We start from the raw sequence: 18,287 nt of genomic DNA, 5'->3' as shown, positions 1-18,287 counted from the left end.
ACGCTTGCGGGCCGACCCGCGGGCGTTACTCTTGCCACATGAACAGCGATCCCCATAGCACCGAACTGACCCTGACATCGCCCGAGGCGACCTGCGCCCTGGCGCAGCGTCTGGCGCCCCTGATGCGGCCCGGCGATGTGCTGCTGCTGTCGGGCGGCATCGGCGCGGGCAAGACGCATTTCGCCCGCAGCCTGATCCAGGCGCTGCTAGAGGTGCCCGAGGATGTTCCCTCGCCCACCTTCACGCTGGTACAGGAATACGACACGACCGCCGGGCCGCTGTGGCATGCCGACCTTTACCGGCTGAGCAATCCGCTGGAGGCCGTGGAACTGGGCCTCGAGGACGCCTTTGCAGAGGCGATCTGCCTGATCGAATGGCCCGACAGGCTGGGCGATCTGACGCCGTCTGCGGGCCTGTGCATGGACTTTGTCACCGTTCCCGATCAAGACGACACCCGACAGCTGCGCGTCACCATCCCCGGCGGTACGCGCGCCGCGCTCAAGGGGGTTTTCGCATGAGCCGACAGGACGACAAACTGAATTTCATCGCAGGCACCGAATGGGCTGGGGCGCAGGTCGCGCCGCTGGCGGGTGATGCATCGATGCGAAAATACGACCGGCTTACCTCGCCCGATGGCGGCAGCGCCGTGCTGATGGACGCGCCCCCCGAAAAGGGAGAGGACGTGCGCCCCTTCGTGCGGATCGCGCGCCACCTGACGGCCCTTGGCCTGTCCGCACCGCAAGTCCTTGCGGCGGACGAGGCCCGGGGGTTCCTGCTGCTGGAAGACCTCGGCGATGGCCTGTTTGCGCGGGTCGTGGCAGATGATCCCGCGCTTGAAGTCCCGCTATATACCGCTGCGGTCGAAGCGCTGATCGCCCTGCATTCCGGCAAGCCACCCAAGGGTACCGCGCCCTATGATCCGCCGCTGATGACGCAGATGGCCGTGCTGGCCCATGAATGGTACGCCGCCGGCGTGACCGGGGAACTGCCCGAAAACAGCGAAGATTTCACGCTCGAATTCAACAAGATGCTGCGGGATCTCACCGGCACCCCCGAGGTCCTGATCCTGCGCGATTACCACGCTGAAAACCTGCTTTGGCTGCCCGAACGTGACGGGGTCGCCCGGGTCGGTCAGCTTGATTTCCAGGACGCCATGCTGGGTCACCGCGCCTATGATCTGGTCTCGCTTCTGCAGGACGCCCGCCGCGATGTCCCGGCCGATCTGGAAGAGGCGATGATCGCCCATTTCACCACGCGCGCGGGACTGGAGCCGGAGGCCTTCCGCGCCGCCTATGACCTGCTCAGCGTTCAGCGCAACCTGCGTATCCTCGGCGTTTTCGCGCGCCTGTCGATGGCCTATGGCAGGGCACATTACGTCGATCTGATCCCCCGCGTCTGGGGCTACCTGCTGCGCAGTCTCGACCGGCCCGGCATGGATCGGCTGCGCAAGGGCCTGATGCATGACCTGCCCGCCCCGACCCCCGAAGCCCTGAAGATCCTGAAGGACAAATGTGCCACATGCCCGCTGCCCTGATGCTTTTCGCCGCCGGTTTCGGCACCCGGATGCGCCCACTGACCGACAGCCGCCCCAAGCCTCTGATCCCCGTGGCGGGCAGGGCTTTGATTGATCACGCGCGCGACCAGGCCGCCGGTCTGCCGAGCCTCGTGACCGTGGCGAACGCACATTACATGGCCGATCAGGTCGAAGGGCATCTTGCCGGAACCGGGGTGACCGTGAACCGCGAAAGCCCCGACATCCTTGATACCGGGGGCGGGTTGCTGAACGCGCTGCCGCTGCTGGGAAACGGCCCGGTGTTCTGCCTGAATACCGATGCGGTCTGGGCCGGCCCGCCGGCGTTGAAGGTACTGCTGGAGGGATGGGACCCCGAAAGGATGGACGGGCTGCTGCTGTGCGTCAGTCCGGACAACAGTCGCGGCCACCCCGGAACGGGGGATTTCACGCTGGACGCCGAAGGGCGCGTGACCCCCGGTGCGGGCCTGAACTATACCGGGGCGCAAATCCTCAAGACCGACTTGCTGAGCGAAATCGAAGGCCCGGCCTTTTCCGTCTGGAAGTTGTGGGAGCGCATGATCGCCCGCAAGCGGCTGTTCGCCCAGCCCTATCCCGGCCTCTGGTGCGATGTTGGCCGCCCCGAGAATATCGCCGAGGCCGAGGCAATGCTGAACACCCCCGATGTTTGAAGCTTCGGACCGGCCCCGCGTCTTCGGCCTGCCGCCCGGCGCGGATTTCCCTGCCGCCCTGCTGCGCGGACTGACCGATCGCATGGCAGGCCAGCCGCCCCATGCCGTCGCGCAGGTCCAACTGGTTGTCAACACGCGGCGGATGTCGCGCCGGATCCGCGCGCTGTACGATGCCGGGCCGCCGGGACTGCTGCCCCGGATTCAGTTGCTGACCGATCTTCACTGCGCCGCCCCGATCCCACCCGCCGTTTCCGGCATACGCAGGCGTCTGGAACTGATCCGCCTGATCTCGGCGTTGCTGGACGCGGAACCCGACCTGGCACCGCGCGCCTCTCTTTACGATCTGGCAGATAGCCTGGCGCGGTTGCTGGACGAGATGCAGGGCGAAAAGGTCACAGCCGAGGACATCGCCGCGCTCGACGTCAGCGACCTGTCGGGGCATTGGACGCGGGCGCAAAGGTTCCTTGGTATCGTCAACAGCCTGCCGCGCGAAGAAGGTCTGCTGGACCCCGAGGCCCGGCAACGCCTCATCGTGGAAACCCTTGTCGCGGAATGGCAGGCAAATCCACCACAGCACCCCGTCCTGCTGGCCGGGTCCACGGGGTCGCGCGGCGCCACGAACCTGTTGATGCAGGCGGTCGCGCGCCTGCCGCAAGGCGCCCTGATCCTGCCCGGTTTCGACTTCGAACAGCCGGAATCGATCTGGCAGCGTCTGGATGACCCCCTGACCGGCGAAGATCACCCCCAGTTCCGCTTCCGAAAGTTGATGCTTGGCCTCGGAATAGGCGCGGATGAGGTCACCCGCTGGACCCCCGACATCGGCACGAACCGCGCCCGGAACAAGTTGATTTCGCTCGCCGTGCGCCCGGCCCCTGTCACCCACCAATGGCTGACCGAAGGCCCTCGTCTGGGCGATCTGGACGTGCCGACGCGCGGGATTACCCTGCTCAAGGCGCCGTCGCCACGGGCCGAGGCGATGGCCATCGCGCTGCGCCTGCGCAAGGCCGCCGAGGACGGACAGGTCACGGCGCTGATCACCCCCGACCGGATGTTGTCACGTCAGGTCTCGGCCGCGCTTGGCCGCTGGGGGATCATCCCGGACGATTCCGCCGGCACGCCCTTGCAAGTCACACCACCCGGCCGCCTGTTGCGTCAGGTCGCGCGGCTTGCCGAAGGCGCCCCTTCGGCCGTGGAATTGCTTGCCCTGCTGAAGCACCCGCTGACCCATTCGGCAGCGTATCGCCTGAACCACCTGACCCTGACCCGTCGCCTGGAGCTTTACCTGCGGGCCGAGGCCCGGCCGCGTCCCTGCATCGACGACATCCGCGCCTTTGCCGCGCGCCAAAGCGGAGAGTTCGCCGAAAGCTGGTCGGACTGGCTTTGCGAAGTGATCCTCGATTCTACACGCCCCGGCCAGATGCCACTGGCCGGCCGGGTCGACGACCACCTGACGCGCGCCAACCGCATCGCCCACGGCAGTGATTCCAGCGGCACCAGCAAGCTGTGGCAACGCGACGCCGGGGAAAAGGCGCAGGAGCTGATGCAGAGCCTTGGCGCTGACGCAGGCTTTGGCGGCGAGTTTTCCGCCCGTGACTACGCCGACCTTTTCGACGCGCTGGTTTCGGGCGAAGAGGTCCGCAACCCCGAGGCGCCGCATCCGCGTATCCTGATCTGGGGCACGCTGGAAGCCCGCGTGCAGGGCGCCGATCTGGTGATCCTTGGCGGGCTCAACGAAGGTACCTGGCCCGAGGCATCGACGCCCGACCCCTGGCTGAACCGCCGGATGCGGCAACAGGCCGGGCTGTTGCTGCCGGAACGCCAGATCGGCCTGTCGGCGCATGATTTTCAACAGGCCATCGGCGCGCGCGAGGTCTGGCTGTCTCGCGCCGTGCGATCTCAGGATGCCGAAACGGTGCCGTCCCGCTGGTTGAACCGCCTGACCAACCTGTTGGGGGGTCTGGGCGCCACCGGTGATGCGGCCTTGCGGCAAATGGAAACGAACGGCAACGTATGGCTGGAACGGGCCCGGCTGGTCGAAGCCCCGAAACCCATTCCGCCCGCCCCGCGCCCCGCGCCGGCGCCCCCGTCGAAGCCCGCCCCAAAGAGCTCTGGGTGACGGATGTGCAACGGCTGATCCGGGATCCCTACGCGATCTATGCCAAGCGGGTCCTGCGGCTGCGACGGCTCAACCCGCTGATGCGCGAACCCGATGCCATGCTGCGCGGGATCATCAGCCACGAGGTGATCGAAAGCTTCATCCGCGACGTGACCGACGGCAAGATCGCCAACGACCCGGCCACCCTGATCGCCAAGGCCGAAGAGGTCCTGTTGCGCGAGGTTCCCTGGGGCGAGACCCGCGCCCTTTGGCGTGCCCGCTTTGCCCGCATCGCGCCCTGGTTCACCGAACGCGAAGCCGCCCGCCAGCTTGAGGCCGCGCAGATCCTGAACGAACTTCAGGGCAAGGCCGAAATCGCCGGACTGGGCCTGACCCTGGCGGCAAAGGCCGACCGGATCGATCTGGACCACGCCGGGCGCTATCACCTGTTCGATTACAAGACCGGCACGCCGCCGTCGAAAGACAAGCAGAAGCACTTTGACAAGCAACTGCTGCTGGAGGCCGCGATTGCCGAACGGGCGGGCTTTGGCGACATCGGCCCGCGCGACGTGGCCGGCGCGGTCTATATCGGGCTTGGTCCCAAACCCATCGAACTGCCCGCCCCGCTGGACGAGGAATCCCCCGGCCAGATCTGGGAGGAATTCACCGAACTGGCGACCCGCTGGATGGACCCGACCAAGGGCTATACCGCCCGCCGCGCCATGTTCGAGATGACGGATGTCAGTGATTACGACCAGTTGGCCCGGCATGGCGAATGGGACGTGACGCAGGATCCCGACGAAAGGCCCGTGGAATGAACGACGTGACAGAGACGCCCCGCGATCCGGCCTCGGCGCGTCAGATTTTGGCGGCGCGGCCCGATGCCTCGACCTGGTTGTCGGCGAATGCGGGCAGCGGCAAGACCCGCGTGCTGACCGACCGGGTGGCGCGGCTGCTGCTGGACGGGGTTTCGCCGCAGAACATCCTGTGCCTGACCTATACCAAGGCCGCCGCCTCGGAGATGCAGAACCGGCTGTTCCGGCGCCTTGGGGAATGGGCGATGCTGGGGGATGCGGATCTGCGCAATGCGCTGGCCCGTCTGGGCGTGGAAACACAGATCGACGCCAACCGGCTGGCGCGGGCGCGGACGCTGTTTGCCTCGGCTATCGAAACGCCCGGCGGGCTGAAGATTCAGACCATCCATTCCTTTTGCGCGGCGCTGTTGCGACGGTTTCCGCTGGAAGCCGGGGTCTCGCCGCAGTTTCAGGAAATCGACGACCGCAATGCCCTGATCCTGCGCGACAGCGTGGTCGAAGGGATCGCGAATGGTCCGCAAGCCGATGTGCTGACCCGCGCCGCGCTGGCCCTGCGCGACGAAAGCTTTCGCGACCTGACCGCCGAAATCGCCAAGCACCGCGATCTTTTCGCCGCCCCGCTGGACCGCGACGCGCTGGATGCCGCACTTGGTCTGACCGCCGGAGAGACGGATGACGGGCTGCTTGACCTCGCCTTTACCCCCGCCGATCTGGATCTGTTGCCCCGCCTGATCGAGGCCCTGCGCAGCGGCACCACCAAGGGCGACCAGACCGCGTTGGAGTCCCTGTCGCAGATCACCGAGCGTAGCCTAGACGCGCTGCCGGTGCTGGAAGACCGGTTCCTGGTCGGCGCCGCAGCCAAGCAGCCGTTTTCGCCCTCGTCCCGGTTTCCCGGCAAGGCGGTCAAGGATGCCTTTCCCCACCTGATGCCGGAACTGCAGGATTGGCAGGCCCGTGTCTCCGAGGCGCGCGAAACCCGGCTGGCTCTGGCCGCCCGGCGCAAGGCCGAGGTGTTGCATGATTTTGCCCGTGCCTTCCTGCCCGGCTACGACGCGGCAAAAGAGGCGCGCGGCTGGCTGGATTTCGACGATCTGATCCTGCGCACCCGCGATTTGCTGACCGACAGCGCGGTGTCACAATGGGTGCTCTGGCGTCTGGATGGCGGGATCGACCACATTCTGGTAGACGAGGCGCAGGATACCTCGCCGGTGCAATGGCAAGTGGTCGCCGCCCTGGCGCGCGAATTCACCGCCGGGGCAGGGGCCCGCGACGAGGTTCAGCGCACGATCTTCGTCGTCGGCGACAAGAAGCAGTCGATCTATTCCTTCCAGGGCGCCGATCCATCCGAATTCGACCGCATGCGGCGTGAATTCGGCGGCCAGTTGGAACCGACAGGCCAACCGCTTCAGGTGCTGGAACTGGAATATTCCTTCCGCTCGGCCGAGGCGATCCTGGGGCTGGTCGACCGTGTCTTCGACGGACGGGACGAGGCCGGCTTTACCACCGATCAGCGGCACCGCGCCTTCAAGCAGGCCATGCCGGGACGGGTCGATCTGTGGCCGCTGGTCGACAAGACTTCGGGCAGGGAAGAACGCGCCTGGTTCGATCCTGTCGACAAGCTGGCCGAGACAAACCACAACGTCTTTCTTGCGCAGATGATCGCCGGACAGATCCGCGAGATGCTGGATAAGCCACATGTAATTGCAGAAGAAGTTGGACATACAGGAACGTATGTTGCGCGATCCGTCAGGGCGGGGGATATCCTGATCCTGGTGCGTCGAAGATCGGCCCTGTTCAACGAACTGATCCGCGCCTGCAAGCAGGCCGACCTGCCCATCGCCGGAGCCGACCGGCTGAAGGTAGCCGCCGAACTTGCCGTGCGCGACATCGGCGCGCTGCTGAACTTTCTCGCCCTGCCCGAAGACGACCTGTCGCTGGCCGCCACGTTGAAATCGCCGCTGTTCGGCTGGGACGAACAGGCGCTTTATGATCTTGCCCACAAGCGCCCCGCACGCATGACGCTCTGGCAGGCGATGGAGGAGCGCCCCCACGACTATCCCCAGACCCTCGCCATCCTCTGGGATCTGCTGGGGCTGGCGGATTTCCTACGCCCCTTCGACCTGGTCGAACGCATCCTGACCCGGCACGACGGGCGGCGCAAACTGCTGGGGCGGCTGGGGGACGAGGCCGAAGATGGCATCGACGCCCTGCTGGATCAGGCGCTGGTCTACGAACAGACCGAAGTGCCCAGCCTGACCGGGTTTCTGGTCTGGATGGATGCCGGCGCGCTGGAAATCAAACGCCAGCTTGACAGCGCGGGCGACCAGATCCGGGTGATGACGGTGCATGGCTCCAAGGGGCTGGAAGCGCCGGTGGTGATCCTGCCGGAAACCCTGATCTCGGCGCCGAAGTTCGACGACAAGGTCGTGCCGGCCGGGGATCTGCCGCTGTGGTCCATGGCCAAGGACGACGCCCCCGCCGCCTATCGCGCGCTGCGCGAAGCCAAGGTGGAAAAGTTGCTGCAGGAGATGGACCGGCTGCTTTACGTCGCCATGACCCGGGCCGAGAAATGGCTGATCGTTGCCGGGGCAGGGACCCTGGGGAAAGAGGGCAAGGATTGGTACGCCCGCATCGGCGCCGCGATGGAGGAAATGGGCGCCGAGATCTTCCCCTTGCCGGGCGGCGACGGCCTGCGGCTTGAGACCGGCGATTGGACGAACCTTGAATTTCAAGAGGACCCGCCGCGCGTGGTGACCCCGGTGGAGCTGCCGGACTGGGCCACGACCCACGCACCGGCGCCCGAGGTCGATGCGCCAACGCTCAGTCCCTCCGACCTCGGCGGGGCCAAGGCGCTGCCGGGCGAAGCAGGGCTGGACGAAGAGGCTGCCAAGCGACGGGGCCGGCAGGTTCACCTGTTGCTGGAGCATCTGCCCGTGATCCCCCGCGAAGCCCAACCCGAGGCTGCCGCGCGGCTGCTTTCCGGCGGAGCGGACGCCGCCGAGGGTGACGAGTTGCTTCTGCTGCTGGCCGAGGCGCGGGCGGTGTTGAGCAAGGACAGCACCGGGCCGCTGTTCACCACCGATGCGCTGGCCGAGGTTTCGATCACCGCCAGCCTGCCGGAGTTGGGGGGCGCGCGCATTCACGGCACGATCGACCGGCTGATCATCACGCCCGATCACGTTCTGGCGGTGGATTTCAAGACCAATGCCGTGGTGCCCGACCACCCCGACGCTGTCCCCGGCGGGCTGTTGCAGCAAATGGGCGCCTATCGCGCCGCGCTGGCACAGATCTATCCCGATTTGCCCATTCGCACGGCATTGCTCTGGACCCGCAACGCGACCTTGATGCATCTGCCAGACGATCTGGTCATGGCAGCCTTGCAAGAGGCGAGGCCTTCTTGACCCGCCCGGTCCACGCTCTTAGGTTCAGTCAAATTCCTTTCAAGGAGAGATGAAATGACGACCCACCCCGTCACCGACGAAACCTTCGAAGCCGAAGTGAAAAACTCCGATCTGCCCGTGCTGGTGGATATCTGGGCCGAATGGTGCGGCCCCTGCAAACAGATTGCCCCCGCGTTGGAAGAAATCTCGGAAGAGATGGAAGGCAAACTGAAAATCGTAAAGGTGGATGCGGATTCCAACCCCACTTCCGTTCAGGCGATGGGTGTCCGTGGCATCCCCGCGCTGTTCATCTTCAAGAACGGCGAGATCGTGTCGAACCGCACCGGCGCTGCCCCCAAGGCCGCTCTGCAGAACTGGATCAACGAGTCGATCTGACCCGCTTTCAATAGTGCGATTTCTCGGAAAGGGCGCCTTCGGGCGCCTTTTTCATGTCCGCTCACTGCTTCGTGACATCATAGCGCGACAGGGGGACACCACAGCGGCGCAGGGCATTTGCGATCTTTTGTGGCGCGTCCTCACGCCCTGCATTTATGCTCATCCTCTGCCAGAACCACCAGATATAGCCCTCGTAGTCCGGGGCGTGGTGCGCCACGCGGTCGAAATCATCCGGGCCGAGCGCGATGTGGTGAAAGTCGATCTGCGCAAACAGAAGCGCCGGCTTGCGGAAGAAGTACCCCGAGAACGCGACCGAGGAATTTTCCGCAGCGACATAATCGCAATGTTGCAGGCAGTCCTGCATCGGACGCTTGGTCAGGGACAGGCGGGGGTATTTCCGGGACAGCTTTTCGACCGCACTCAGTTCATCGGGACTATAGGTTTCCTTGGGGTGCAGGGTCACCAGGATGCGGCGTACGGGGTCGGCATCCAGGATCCGTTCCAGCATTTCGACCGGCGCGCAGCTTTGGAAACTGCGGTGGTTCAGCAGGCGACCTTGTAGCGGGACATATACGAAACCGTCCCGGCTGGTGTCATTGGCCGCTGCGCCGAACAGCTTGGTCTGCCAGCGATCAAAGAACGTCTTTGCCGTGTTGCGATTGACCTCGGCCGCGGGAAACGGGGTCTGTGCAACCCGCCATTGCCAGCGCTCGGCATAGGGCTCGATGGCCCAGAACGGATAGTGATAAACCCGCCGGAACACCAGCGCCCGGTCGTGGGTCGGTTGTTCCATGTGAAACAGCGCATGGCCCGGCTTGCGTGGCGCCAGCGCACGGGCCTCGGGCCCGGTTTCACAGATCTCGACGCGAAAATCCGCCTCGCGCAGAACGCCGGTGACGAGGTTCAGGAAATTATGCTCTCCGGCCCCGGCGCTTCGGGCAAGCACGGGGTCAAGGTAGATACGCATCTCGCGAGTCTGATCCATGGCGCGCAGGCTAGCCACGCCAATGCGTTGCGGCAAGCGGGATGTGGCTTTCCGGGCCTGCGACACTTGCCCCACCGGTCGCAGGCCATCATATACCCCAGCAGACTTAAGGAGTGGAACATGGCAGAAAGCGAATTTCCCGGCTGGCACGGCACGACGATCATCGGTGTGCGCAAGGGCGGGCGCGTTGTGGTCGCGGGGGACGGGCAGGTCTCGCTTGGGCAGACCGTCATCAAGGGCACCGCGCGCAAGGTGCGGCGGCTGTCGCCCGGAGGCCATGACGTGGTCTGCGGATTTGCCGGATCGACCGCCGATGCCTTCACGCTGCTGGAACGCCTTGAAGCCAAGCTGGAGGCGACGCCCGGCCAGCTGGCGCGCGCCAGCGTCGATCTTGCCAAGGACTGGCGGACCGACAAGTACCTGCAAAAGCTGGAAGCAATGCTGATCGTCACCGACGGGACCGAGCTTTTCGTGATCACCGGCGCCGGTGACGTCCTGGAGCCCGAGAACGACATCGCGGCCATCGGATCGGGCGGCAACTTTGCCCTGGCGGCGGCGCGCGGTCTTTACGACCACGTCGAGGACGCCGAGGACATCGCCCGCAAGGCAATGGCCATCGCATCGGACATCTGCGTCTACACGAACGGCAAGCTGACGGTCGAACGGATCGAAGGCGCGGCCTGATCGTGCCCCTGCAGGGACGAACCGGACCATGATCCGCAATTTCATTCAGGCCCCCCGGCGGGCGGAGCATCCCCATGGCTGACATCACCCAGGACGATCTTCGCGCCGCTGTCGCCGCAGGTCATCTGAACGAAGCGCAGGCGGCCGAACTGGCGACCCTGTCACAGATCCGCGCCGGGGCACGGCAGGCCGAAGACGAGCCCTTCGAACTGTTTCGTGGCTTCTCCGAGATCTTCGTCTCGGTCGGCCTTGGCATCCTGATCTTCGGCGGCTTCGGCCTGGCGCTGGCAACCAGCGTGACCTGGGTCATGGGGGTCGGCATCATCTGCCTGTGGCTGCTGGCGCGCTATTTCACCCTGAAGCGGCGGATGATGCTGCCCTCGATCCTGTTGGTTTCGGCCTTTGGGCTGGCCATTCTGGGGATTGCGGCGGATCGCTTTGACTTCTGGCTGCCCGGCACGCCGATGTCCCGGTTGCTGACGGAACAGCCGGGCGCGACGGCCTGGCTGATGACCTTTGGCATCGTCATTGCCGCCTTGCTGCTGTGGTACCGGGTCTTTCGGGTGCCCTTCACCATGTTCCTTGTAGGGATCGCGGCCTTTGGCGCGGTCATGATGATGGCCACCGCCAGTGGCGCGCAATCGGGGGTCACGAACCCCTTCGACCTGACCGAAGGCGGGCTGGTGTCCTGGGGCACGCTGGCTGTCGGGCTGGCGGCGCTGATCGCCGGAACCTGGTTCGACATGCGCGACCCGCATCGCCTTGGACGGACGTCGGCATCGGGCTTCTGGCTGCATATCGTGGCCGCCGGGGCGCTGGTGCATACGGTCGCCCAGACCTGCATGGGCATGGGGCCGGGCACCGGCTATGGCCTGATGGGGCTGGCCTTGCTGGTCATCGCCCTGCTGGCGCTGATCCTGGATCGCAGGTCCTTCCTGACCGCCGGGATCGGCTATTTCATCTTTCTTCTGTCCTATGTCACCGATGTCTCGGGCACCGGCGGAAACTGGGTTTTCGTCTTCCTGTTCATCGGTCTCTTCCTCACACTCCTCGGCAGCTTCTGGATTCAGGTCCGCGGTGCCCTGCTGCGCGCCCTTCCGGGCTTTCCCGGCAAGGACCGGCTGCCCCCCTACCGAACGGAGATCTCATGACCGACCTTACCCCCCGCGAAATCGTGTCCGAACTGGACCGCTTCATCATCGGCCAGCAGGACGCCAAGCGCGCCGTGGCCGTAGCCCTGCGCAACCGCTGGCGGCGCAAGCAGCTGAAGGACGATCTGCGAGACGAGGTCTATCCCAAGAACATCCTGATGATCGGCCCCACCGGCGTCGGCAAGACCGAGATTTCGCGCCGTCTGGCCAAGCTGGCCCGCGCGCCCTTCATCAAGGTCGAGGCGACCAAGTTCACCGAGGTCGGCTATGTCGGACGCGACGTGGAGCAGATCATCCGTGATCTGGTCGACAGCGCCATCGCCATGACCCGCGACCACATGCGCGAGGATGTGAAAACCAAGGCCCACGAAGCCGCCGAAGAACGGGTGATCGACGCCATCGCCGGCAAGGACGCCCGCGACGGCACGCGCGAGATGTTCCGCAAGAAGCTGCGCGACGGCCAGCTTGACGATACCGAGATCTCGCTTGAGGTCGCGGATACCTCCAATCCCCTTGGTGGTATGGACATTCCCGGCCAGCCTTCCGGGCAGATGGGGATGATGAACCTGGGCGATATCTTCGGCAAGGCTTTCGGCGGGCGCACCGTCACCAAGCGCCTGAAGGTCTCGGACAGCTATGCCCTGCTGATCGGGGAAGAGGCCGACAAGCTGCTGGATGATGAAACCGTCAACCGCGCGGCCGTGAAGTCGGTCGAGGAGAACGGCATCGTCTTCCTCGACGAGATCGACAAGGTTTGCGCGCGCTCCGACGCGCGTGGCGGGGACGTGTCCCGCGAAGGCGTGCAGCGCGATCTGCTGCCCCTGATCGAAGGCACCTCGGTCTCGACCAAGTATGGCCCGGTCAAGACGGATCATGTGCTGTTCATTGCCTCGGGCGCCTTCCACATTGCCAAGCCCTCGGACCTGCTGCCCGAACTGCAGGGCCGTCTGCCCATCCGGGTCGAACTGCGCGCCCTGACCGAAGACGATTTCGTCCGCATCCTGACCGAAACCGACAACGCTCTGACCCTGCAATATGCCGAGATGCTGGGCACCGAAGAGGTCAATGTCACCTTCACCGAAGACGGCATTCACGCCATCGCCCGCATCGCCGCAGAGGTGAACGCCAGCGTCGAGAACATCGGCGCGCGGCGTCTTTACACGGTGATCGAACGCGTTTTCGAGGAACTGAGCTTTACCGCGCCAGATCGGGCGGGCGAGGCGATCAGCGTCGATGCGGATTTCGTCGAAAAGAACGTCGGCGCCCTGGCCGCCAGCGCCGATCTCAGCCGCTACGTGCTATAAGATACCGGCCCAAGGGGGGCGCCTTGCCCCCTTGGGCGTCAGGCGCCCCGTTCAGCCGCCGACATACCGCCGCCAGCCATGTTTCGGCGCAAAGCCGACCATCCGCTTGGCCTTGTCATTGGCATAGAACGTATCCTGCGACCCCATCTTTTCGCGCAGCGGCACGCGGGGATAGAACCGCGCGATGACCTCCTCCGCGGGCAGATCGACCGAGGAATCGTCATTCGAGACGTTGAAGACCTCGTACCCCAGCCCATCGGTCTTCAGGCAGCAATCGACCATGTGCCCCAGATCCCGCGCGTCGATATATGCAAAGATGTTGCGCCGCCGCAGCGCCGGGTCGGCGATGTATTTCGGAAAGTCGCGGGCGTATTCATGCGGCTCGATCACGTTGTTGATCCGCAGCCCGTAGATGTCGATGCCGGACCGTTGCTGAAAGCTGCGCGCCGTGACCTCGTTCACCACCTTGGACATGGCATAGCTGTCCTCGGGTACGGTGGGGTGCTGTTCATCGACCGGGATGTACGCGGGCTTGCGCTCTCCGTCCGCGAAACAGATGCCATAGGTGGTTTCGGAGGAGGCAAAGATCACCTTCTTCACCCCCAGCTTCACCGCCGCATCCAGCATGTTGTAGGTCCCAAGCGTGTTCACCCGGTAGCATTCGTTGTCCGAGGTCACGAGGATGCGGGGAATGGCGGCGAAATGCACCACTGCGTCAAAGCGCGGCACGCCGGTCCCGGCCTCCAGCTCATCAAGCCCCGCGTAACTTGCCATGATGTCAAAGACCTGGCCCGCGTCCGTGATATCCGCAATGCGGGTTTCCACGCCCGGCAGGTCAAGCGGCACCCGGTCCACGTTCAGCACCCGGTGTCCTTGTTTCAGAAGATAGGTGATCGCGTGACGGCCGGCCTTGCCGGAACCGCCGGTGAAAAGAATGCGCATGGGGGCCTCCTACCCGTTTCGGGCGTACCTTGCCGGGGCCGGGCCAAGGCTGCAAGGCGGGCTGCGGAACGGGGGATGAAAGGGCAGGGGGCGCAAGGGCGGGATCGTCCCGATTGTAACGATTTTACCCGCGCCCCATCTGCATTCCGGCACAACCCTGCCTGCGCCCGCACCGGTTGACTTTGCGTCCGGTTCGGGGTCACAGCTTCGCCGAAGACCGCCCGAGCCACCCTGGCAGCCGGGCGCAAACGAGGATTCCCCGAATGCAACCTAGCGCACCTCGACCCGCGCCTGCTGCAAGCCCCGATAACGCCGCCCGCGACCGTCTGGTGATCGGCGTGCTGATGGTGTCGACCTTCACGGTCATCCTGAACGAAACGATCATGAGCGTCGCCCTGCCGCGCCTCATGAACGATCTCGCCGTCACGGCCAGCGCAGCGCAATGGCTGACCACGGCCTTTCTGCTGACCATGTCCGTGGTGATCCCGATCACCGGTTTCCTGATGCAAAGCCTGCATACCCGCACGGTTTTCCTGATGGCGATGGGCTTTTTCTGCTCGGGAACACTGCTCTGTGCCATGGCGCCGGGGCTAGGTTTCCTGATCCTGGGACGGATCGTTCAGGCCATGGGCACGGCGATCATGATGCCGCTTCTGATGACCACGGTGATGAACCTTGTTCCCGCCGAACGGCGCGGGCGCACCATGGGCAATATCTCGATCGTGATCTCGGTGGCTCCGGCCATCGGGCCGACGATTTCCGGGCTGATCCTGCACTGGCTGGCCTGGCGCTGGATGTTCATCATCATGCTGCCCATCGGGCTCGCGACTCTGACACTTGGGTATTTCTGGCTGCAGAACGTGACCGAGCCGCGCAAGGCCCGGCTGGATCTGCTGTCGGTGCCGCTGTCGGCTATCGGCTTCGGGTCGTTGGTCTACGGCCTGTCCACCATCGGCGAAGGCCATGGCGCCGGAGGGCCGGTACCGGTCTGGTTGCCGCTGGTGCTGGGCATCGTGGTGCTGGCCATCTTCGTAAGGCGCCAGCTGCGCCTTGGCCGTGAAGGCCGGGCCCTGCTGGAATTGCGCACCCTTGGCGTGCGGGTTTACGCGGTATCGGTCATCATGATGGGCCTCGCCATGATGGCGTTGTTCGGCATGATCATCCTGCTGCCGATCTACATGCAGAACGTCCTTGGGCTGGACGAGCTTCACTCCGGCCTGCTGCTGCTGCCCGGCGGCATGACAATGGGCCTGCTGGCGCCCTTCGTCGGTCGCCTGTTCGACCGTCTCGGTGCCCGCAAGCTGGTCATTCCCGGTGCCATCCTGGTCAGCGCAGGGCTGTGGTCGATGACCATGCTCGGCATCGGGTCGCCCTTCGCTCTGGTTCTGGTCTGCCACATGCTGCTGAGCGCCGGTCTGGCCCTGCTCTTCACGCCGCTCTTCACTTCCAGCCTGGGGTCGCTTCCACCCGAGCTCTACCCCCATGGCAGCGCCGTGATCGGAACGATCCAGCAGGTGTCCGGTGCGGCCGGGATCGCGCTGTTCATATCGGTCATGTCGCTGCGGATCGGTGCGGCGCTCGACAGCGGCGCAGAGATGGTCGTGGCGACCCAGTTCGGGTTGCACGGAGCCTTTACCGTTGCCGCGACGATTTCCCTGTTGCTGATCGTTGCCGGGTTCTTCGTGCGCCGGCCGCCAGCGTCGGGCGGTGCGCATCCCGGCGCACACTGACCAACGCCTGCCTGCAGCCCTGCCTCAGCGGTTGCGGCGCAGGTAGATGTAATAGGCCCCGGTCCCGCCATGAACGGCATGGGCCGGGGTCACCTGAAGCACCAGGTGCGACAACGGCGGCTGCGACAGCCAATGCGGCATCTGGTGGCGCAGCACGCCGTGACGCACCGGGATCGGGCCGTCTTCGTCCCGGACCCTGCCCTTGCCCGTGATGACCAGCACCAGACGGTTTTCATTGGTCGCCGCCCGCAGCAGGAACGCCGTCAGCGCCCGATGCGCGCGATCCACGGTCATCCCGTGCAGGTCGATCCGGGCCTCGGGCGACAGCTTGCCCTTCTTCATCTTGCCGTGGGTCTTCTTGTCCATCCGCAGCGGCGCGCCATGAAGCCGCTCATGGATCGGCGCCAGCAGATCATGCGCCCCGGCGTTGCGCGACGCCTTGCCGCCCAGCTTGTCACCCAGGCGAAAGGGTTCGATCCGCGGGGCGGTGGCCGGGGGGTCCACGGGCCGCACCGGGGCCGGTGCCTTGGCCACGGGGTGCTGCGGGGCAAGGGTCTTTTGATCGCGGGTCAGCCGTTCGGCGGTGCCGGCGACCTTGTTCCACAGGTCAAGCTCTTCGGGGCGCAGGCGACGACGGCGGCTCACAGGGCGGACCCCTCTTCCAGCATTGCATAGGCGCGCTGGATCGGCAGCAGGACAACCATACGGCCAGTGTCGCGCATCCGCTGTGCTTCGCGGCCCGCCGCGCGGCCCGTACCGGTAAAGACATCGGCCCGCTGCGGCCCCTTGATCGCCGATCCGGTATCCTGCGCCACCATCAACCGCCGCATGGCGCGAAACCCCTTCTTCTCGATCCAGACCGGGGCCCCCAATGGCACATAGCGGGGATCGACCGCAAGGCTGCGTCCTGCCGACAGGGCGCGGTTCATCGCCCCGCGCGGACCGTCATCCGGCTTGGCATCGGTGATTTCGCGGAAGAAAACGTAGGAGGGATTGGTGCGCAGCAGTTCGGCCCCCTCGACCGGATGCCGCCGCACCCAGTTCGAGATCACCGGCGCCGAGACCTGACTGGCGTCATAGATCCCGCGCCGCACCATTTCCTGCCCGATCGACCGGTAGTCATGGCCGTTGTGACCGGCATAGCCCAGCCGGATCTGACGACCGTCTTCCAGCGTGATGCGCCCCGATCCCTGGATCTGCAGGAACATCAGCGCTACCGGATCGCCGACATAGCCGATCTCCAACCCCCGGTGCTTGAGCGCGCCCGTCGTCTCGATCTCCGCCCGGGTCAGCCAGCTTTCGCCCGAGGGCGCTTCGGGCGGCAGCGCGTAAACGGGGTAGGGGTAATGCACATCCCAGTCCCGAGATCCGGCCAGTTCGGGTTCGTAGTAACCGGTAAAGACCATCGGAGCGCCGTCCTGGATCAACACCGGGGTGAAAACCAGTTCGAAGAAGGCCCGCGCCGACCGGGGGCTTTCGGCCTGCTTGCGGCCCAGGGCGCAGATCGCCGCCCAATCAGCTTCGCGCAGGTCACCGCAGGTCTTCAAAAAGACCGTCAGGGCCGCAAGGTGATCGTCCCCCGCCCAGCCGGGCAGATCGGCGAAGGTGAGAACGGAATAGGTCAGTTCGGGCGCGGGTTCCGCGGGCAGGTCCAGCGGCACGGGCAGGACAGCCGGTGCTGCGACAGGGCGCGGACTGGCGACCTGCACGGCCGCTTCGGACTGAGGATCAGCGGGGGAAGGGCCGGGGGTTGCCTCGGCTGCGGCATCGATGGTCGGCGGATCAGCCTCCTGCGCCTGCAAAGCATGCAGCGGGGCGATCAGCGTCAGGGCAGACAGCAAGAAGGCCCGCGTGGGCGGGCCTTTCAGATCGGATCGGCAGAGAGCGGCCCGCAGGCGGGCGCAGGCATATGCAGCCGGCGCCCCCAGGGTCATTCCCCCGTCGCGACCAGTTGCCAGTTCAGGTCGTCAACGCCCATCTGGCGTTCGAAGGTCCAGATATCGCGCTGCGTTTTCACCTTGCCCGGCTCGCCTTCGACCACCGCTCCATTTGAATCATGCACGACCTGCGTCAGTTGGCCAAGGAAGCGCACCGTCAGCTCCGCGCGAGATGTGGCCGGGTCGAACTCTGCGCCCACCAGGGTCAACTCCCGGATGCCGACGAATTCGGCATCGACAGTCAGGCCCTGCTGTTCGCGGGCCGCGATGACCTCGGCAAAGCTTTCGTGCACGTCTTCGCCCAACAGACCCTTCACATCCTCAAGGTTGCCTTTTTCAAAGCCCATCAGGATCATTTCATAGGCCGCGCGGGCCCCGCCGAGGAATTCGGAAACGCTGAAATCGGGTTCGAGCCCCTTCATCTGGGTCAGGGCACGGGCGGCCTGGCTGTCTTCTGCCACATGATCCGTGATATCGGGATCCGGGCCGCCGGTGATCACCTCGAAGGTGCCGGTCCGGGCATCGGGTTGCGGTTGCGTCGGCACTGGCGGCTTTTCAAAGCCCTCTCGCGTGCCCAGAACGTTCTTCAGACGCAGGATGAGGAAGATTGCGATCCCGGCGAGAACCAGAAGCTGGAGAATTGGCGACGACATCAGAACCTCTAGG

Annotated in this window: 14 protein-coding genes and 1 pseudogene; 10 read left to right on the top strand and 5 right to left on the bottom strand. The window is 65.3% G+C overall.

Annotated features, from left to right (window positions below; genetic code table 11):
• Positions 1 to 38 precede the first annotated feature (38 nt).
• From tsaE to trxA, 6 genes and pseudogenes are all read left to right on the top strand, one after another.
• Positions 39 to 518, top strand: a complete 480-nt coding sequence (gene tsaE / locus PSAL_RS13760) for a tRNA (adenosine(37)-N6)-threonylcarbamoyltransferase complex ATPase subunit type 1 TsaE (protein WP_119839494.1) — start codon at positions 39 to 41, stop codon at positions 516 to 518.
• Complete coding sequence (locus PSAL_RS13755) at positions 515 to 1,534, top strand: aminoglycoside phosphotransferase family protein (RefSeq protein ID WP_119839493.1); 1,020 nt, start codon at positions 515 to 517, stop codon at positions 1,532 to 1,534. The genes tsaE and PSAL_RS13755 overlap by 4 nt, the downstream gene beginning before the upstream one ends.
• A complete protein-coding gene (locus tag PSAL_RS13750; protein WP_119839492.1) occupies positions 1,519 to 2,202 on the top strand; it encodes a nucleotidyltransferase family protein in 684 nt (227 codons plus the stop codon). The genes PSAL_RS13755 and PSAL_RS13750 overlap by 16 nt, the downstream gene beginning before the upstream one ends.
• Positions 2,195 to 5,115: pseudogene (gene addB, locus PSAL_RS13745) on the top strand (double-strand break repair protein AddB). The gene PSAL_RS13750 and the pseudogene addB overlap by 8 nt, the downstream one beginning before the upstream one ends.
• Complete coding sequence (gene addA / locus PSAL_RS13740) at positions 5,112 to 8,513, top strand: double-strand break repair helicase AddA (protein ID WP_119841185.1); 3,402 nt, start codon at positions 5,112 to 5,114, stop codon at positions 8,511 to 8,513. Before addB ends, addA begins: the two are co-directional and overlap by 4 nt.
• Before the next feature lie 54 nt (positions 8,514 to 8,567).
• Positions 8,568 to 8,888 (top strand): thioredoxin, encoded by a 321-nt coding sequence (gene trxA / locus PSAL_RS13735; RefSeq protein ID WP_119841184.1) that lies wholly within the window; start codon positions 8,568 to 8,570, stop codon positions 8,886 to 8,888.
• Between the two features lie 61 nt (positions 8,889 to 8,949).
• Here trxA and PSAL_RS13730 read toward each other — a convergent pair whose 3' ends face one another.
• Positions 8,950 to 9,909, bottom strand: a complete 960-nt coding sequence (locus tag PSAL_RS13730) for a hypothetical protein (RefSeq protein WP_231388523.1) — start codon at positions 9,907 to 9,909, stop codon at positions 8,950 to 8,952.
• An 84-nt stretch (positions 9,910 to 9,993) separates the two neighbouring features.
• On the opposite strand from PSAL_RS13730, the gene hslV reads away from it, so the two are divergent.
• The 3 genes from hslV (at position 9,994) to hslU (ending at position 13,012) form a co-directional block, all read left to right on the top strand.
• A complete protein-coding gene (gene hslV, locus PSAL_RS13725; protein ID WP_119841182.1) occupies positions 9,994 to 10,557 on the top strand; it encodes an ATP-dependent protease subunit HslV in 564 nt (187 codons plus the stop codon).
• Between the two features lie 74 nt (positions 10,558 to 10,631).
• Positions 10,632 to 11,708 carry a hypothetical protein gene (locus PSAL_RS13720; protein ID WP_119841181.1) on the top strand — a complete coding sequence of 359 codons (1,077 nt, stop codon included), beginning with the start codon at positions 10,632 to 10,634 and terminating at the stop codon, positions 11,706 to 11,708.
• Complete coding sequence (hslU, locus tag PSAL_RS13715) at positions 11,705 to 13,012, top strand: ATP-dependent protease ATPase subunit HslU (protein ID WP_119841180.1); 1,308 nt, start codon at positions 11,705 to 11,707, stop codon at positions 13,010 to 13,012. The genes PSAL_RS13720 and hslU overlap by 4 nt, the downstream gene beginning before the upstream one ends.
• 51 nt (positions 13,013 to 13,063) lie before the next feature.
• Here the strand turns inward: hslU and PSAL_RS13710 are convergent, their stop codons facing one another.
• A complete protein-coding gene (locus PSAL_RS13710) occupies positions 13,064 to 13,954 on the bottom strand; it encodes an NAD-dependent epimerase/dehydratase family protein (protein WP_119841179.1) in 891 nt (296 codons plus the stop codon).
• 263 nt (positions 13,955 to 14,217) lie between these two features.
• Between PSAL_RS13710 and PSAL_RS13705 the strand changes: the two genes are divergently transcribed.
• The gene (locus PSAL_RS13705) at positions 14,218 to 15,684 is read left to right on the top strand and encodes an MDR family MFS transporter (RefSeq protein ID WP_119841178.1); all 1,467 of its coding nucleotides are present in this window, start codon (positions 14,218 to 14,220) and stop codon (positions 15,682 to 15,684) included.
• A 24-nt stretch (positions 15,685 to 15,708) separates the two neighbouring features.
• Here the strand turns inward: PSAL_RS13705 and PSAL_RS13700 are convergent, their stop codons facing one another.
• The 3 genes from PSAL_RS13700 to PSAL_RS13690 form a co-directional block, all read right to left on the bottom strand.
• Positions 15,709 to 16,329 carry a Smr/MutS family protein gene (locus PSAL_RS13700; protein ID WP_119841177.1) on the bottom strand — a complete coding sequence of 207 codons (621 nt, stop codon included), beginning with the start codon at positions 16,327 to 16,329 and terminating at the stop codon, positions 15,709 to 15,711.
• The gene (gene mltA, locus PSAL_RS13695) at positions 16,326 to 17,351 is read right to left on the bottom strand and encodes a murein transglycosylase A (protein WP_231388697.1); all 1,026 of its coding nucleotides are present in this window, start codon (positions 17,349 to 17,351) and stop codon (positions 16,326 to 16,328) included. Before mltA ends, PSAL_RS13700 begins: the two co-directional genes overlap by 4 nt.
• Before the next feature lie 263 nt (positions 17,352 to 17,614).
• Entirely contained in the window at positions 17,615 to 18,274 is a 660-nt protein-coding gene (locus PSAL_RS13690) for a Tim44/TimA family putative adaptor protein (RefSeq protein ID WP_119841175.1), read from the bottom strand.
• Between the last annotated feature and the right edge of the window lie 13 nt (positions 18,275 to 18,287).

Origin of the sequence: Pseudooceanicola algae, assembly GCF_003590145.2 — a bacterium.
GTDB classification, from domain to species: domain Bacteria; phylum Pseudomonadota; class Alphaproteobacteria; order Rhodobacterales; family Rhodobacteraceae; genus Pseudooceanicola; species Pseudooceanicola algae.
The sequence above is the reverse complement of the archived record's forward strand: the minus strand, read 5'-3'. Positions and strand labels throughout refer to the sequence as shown.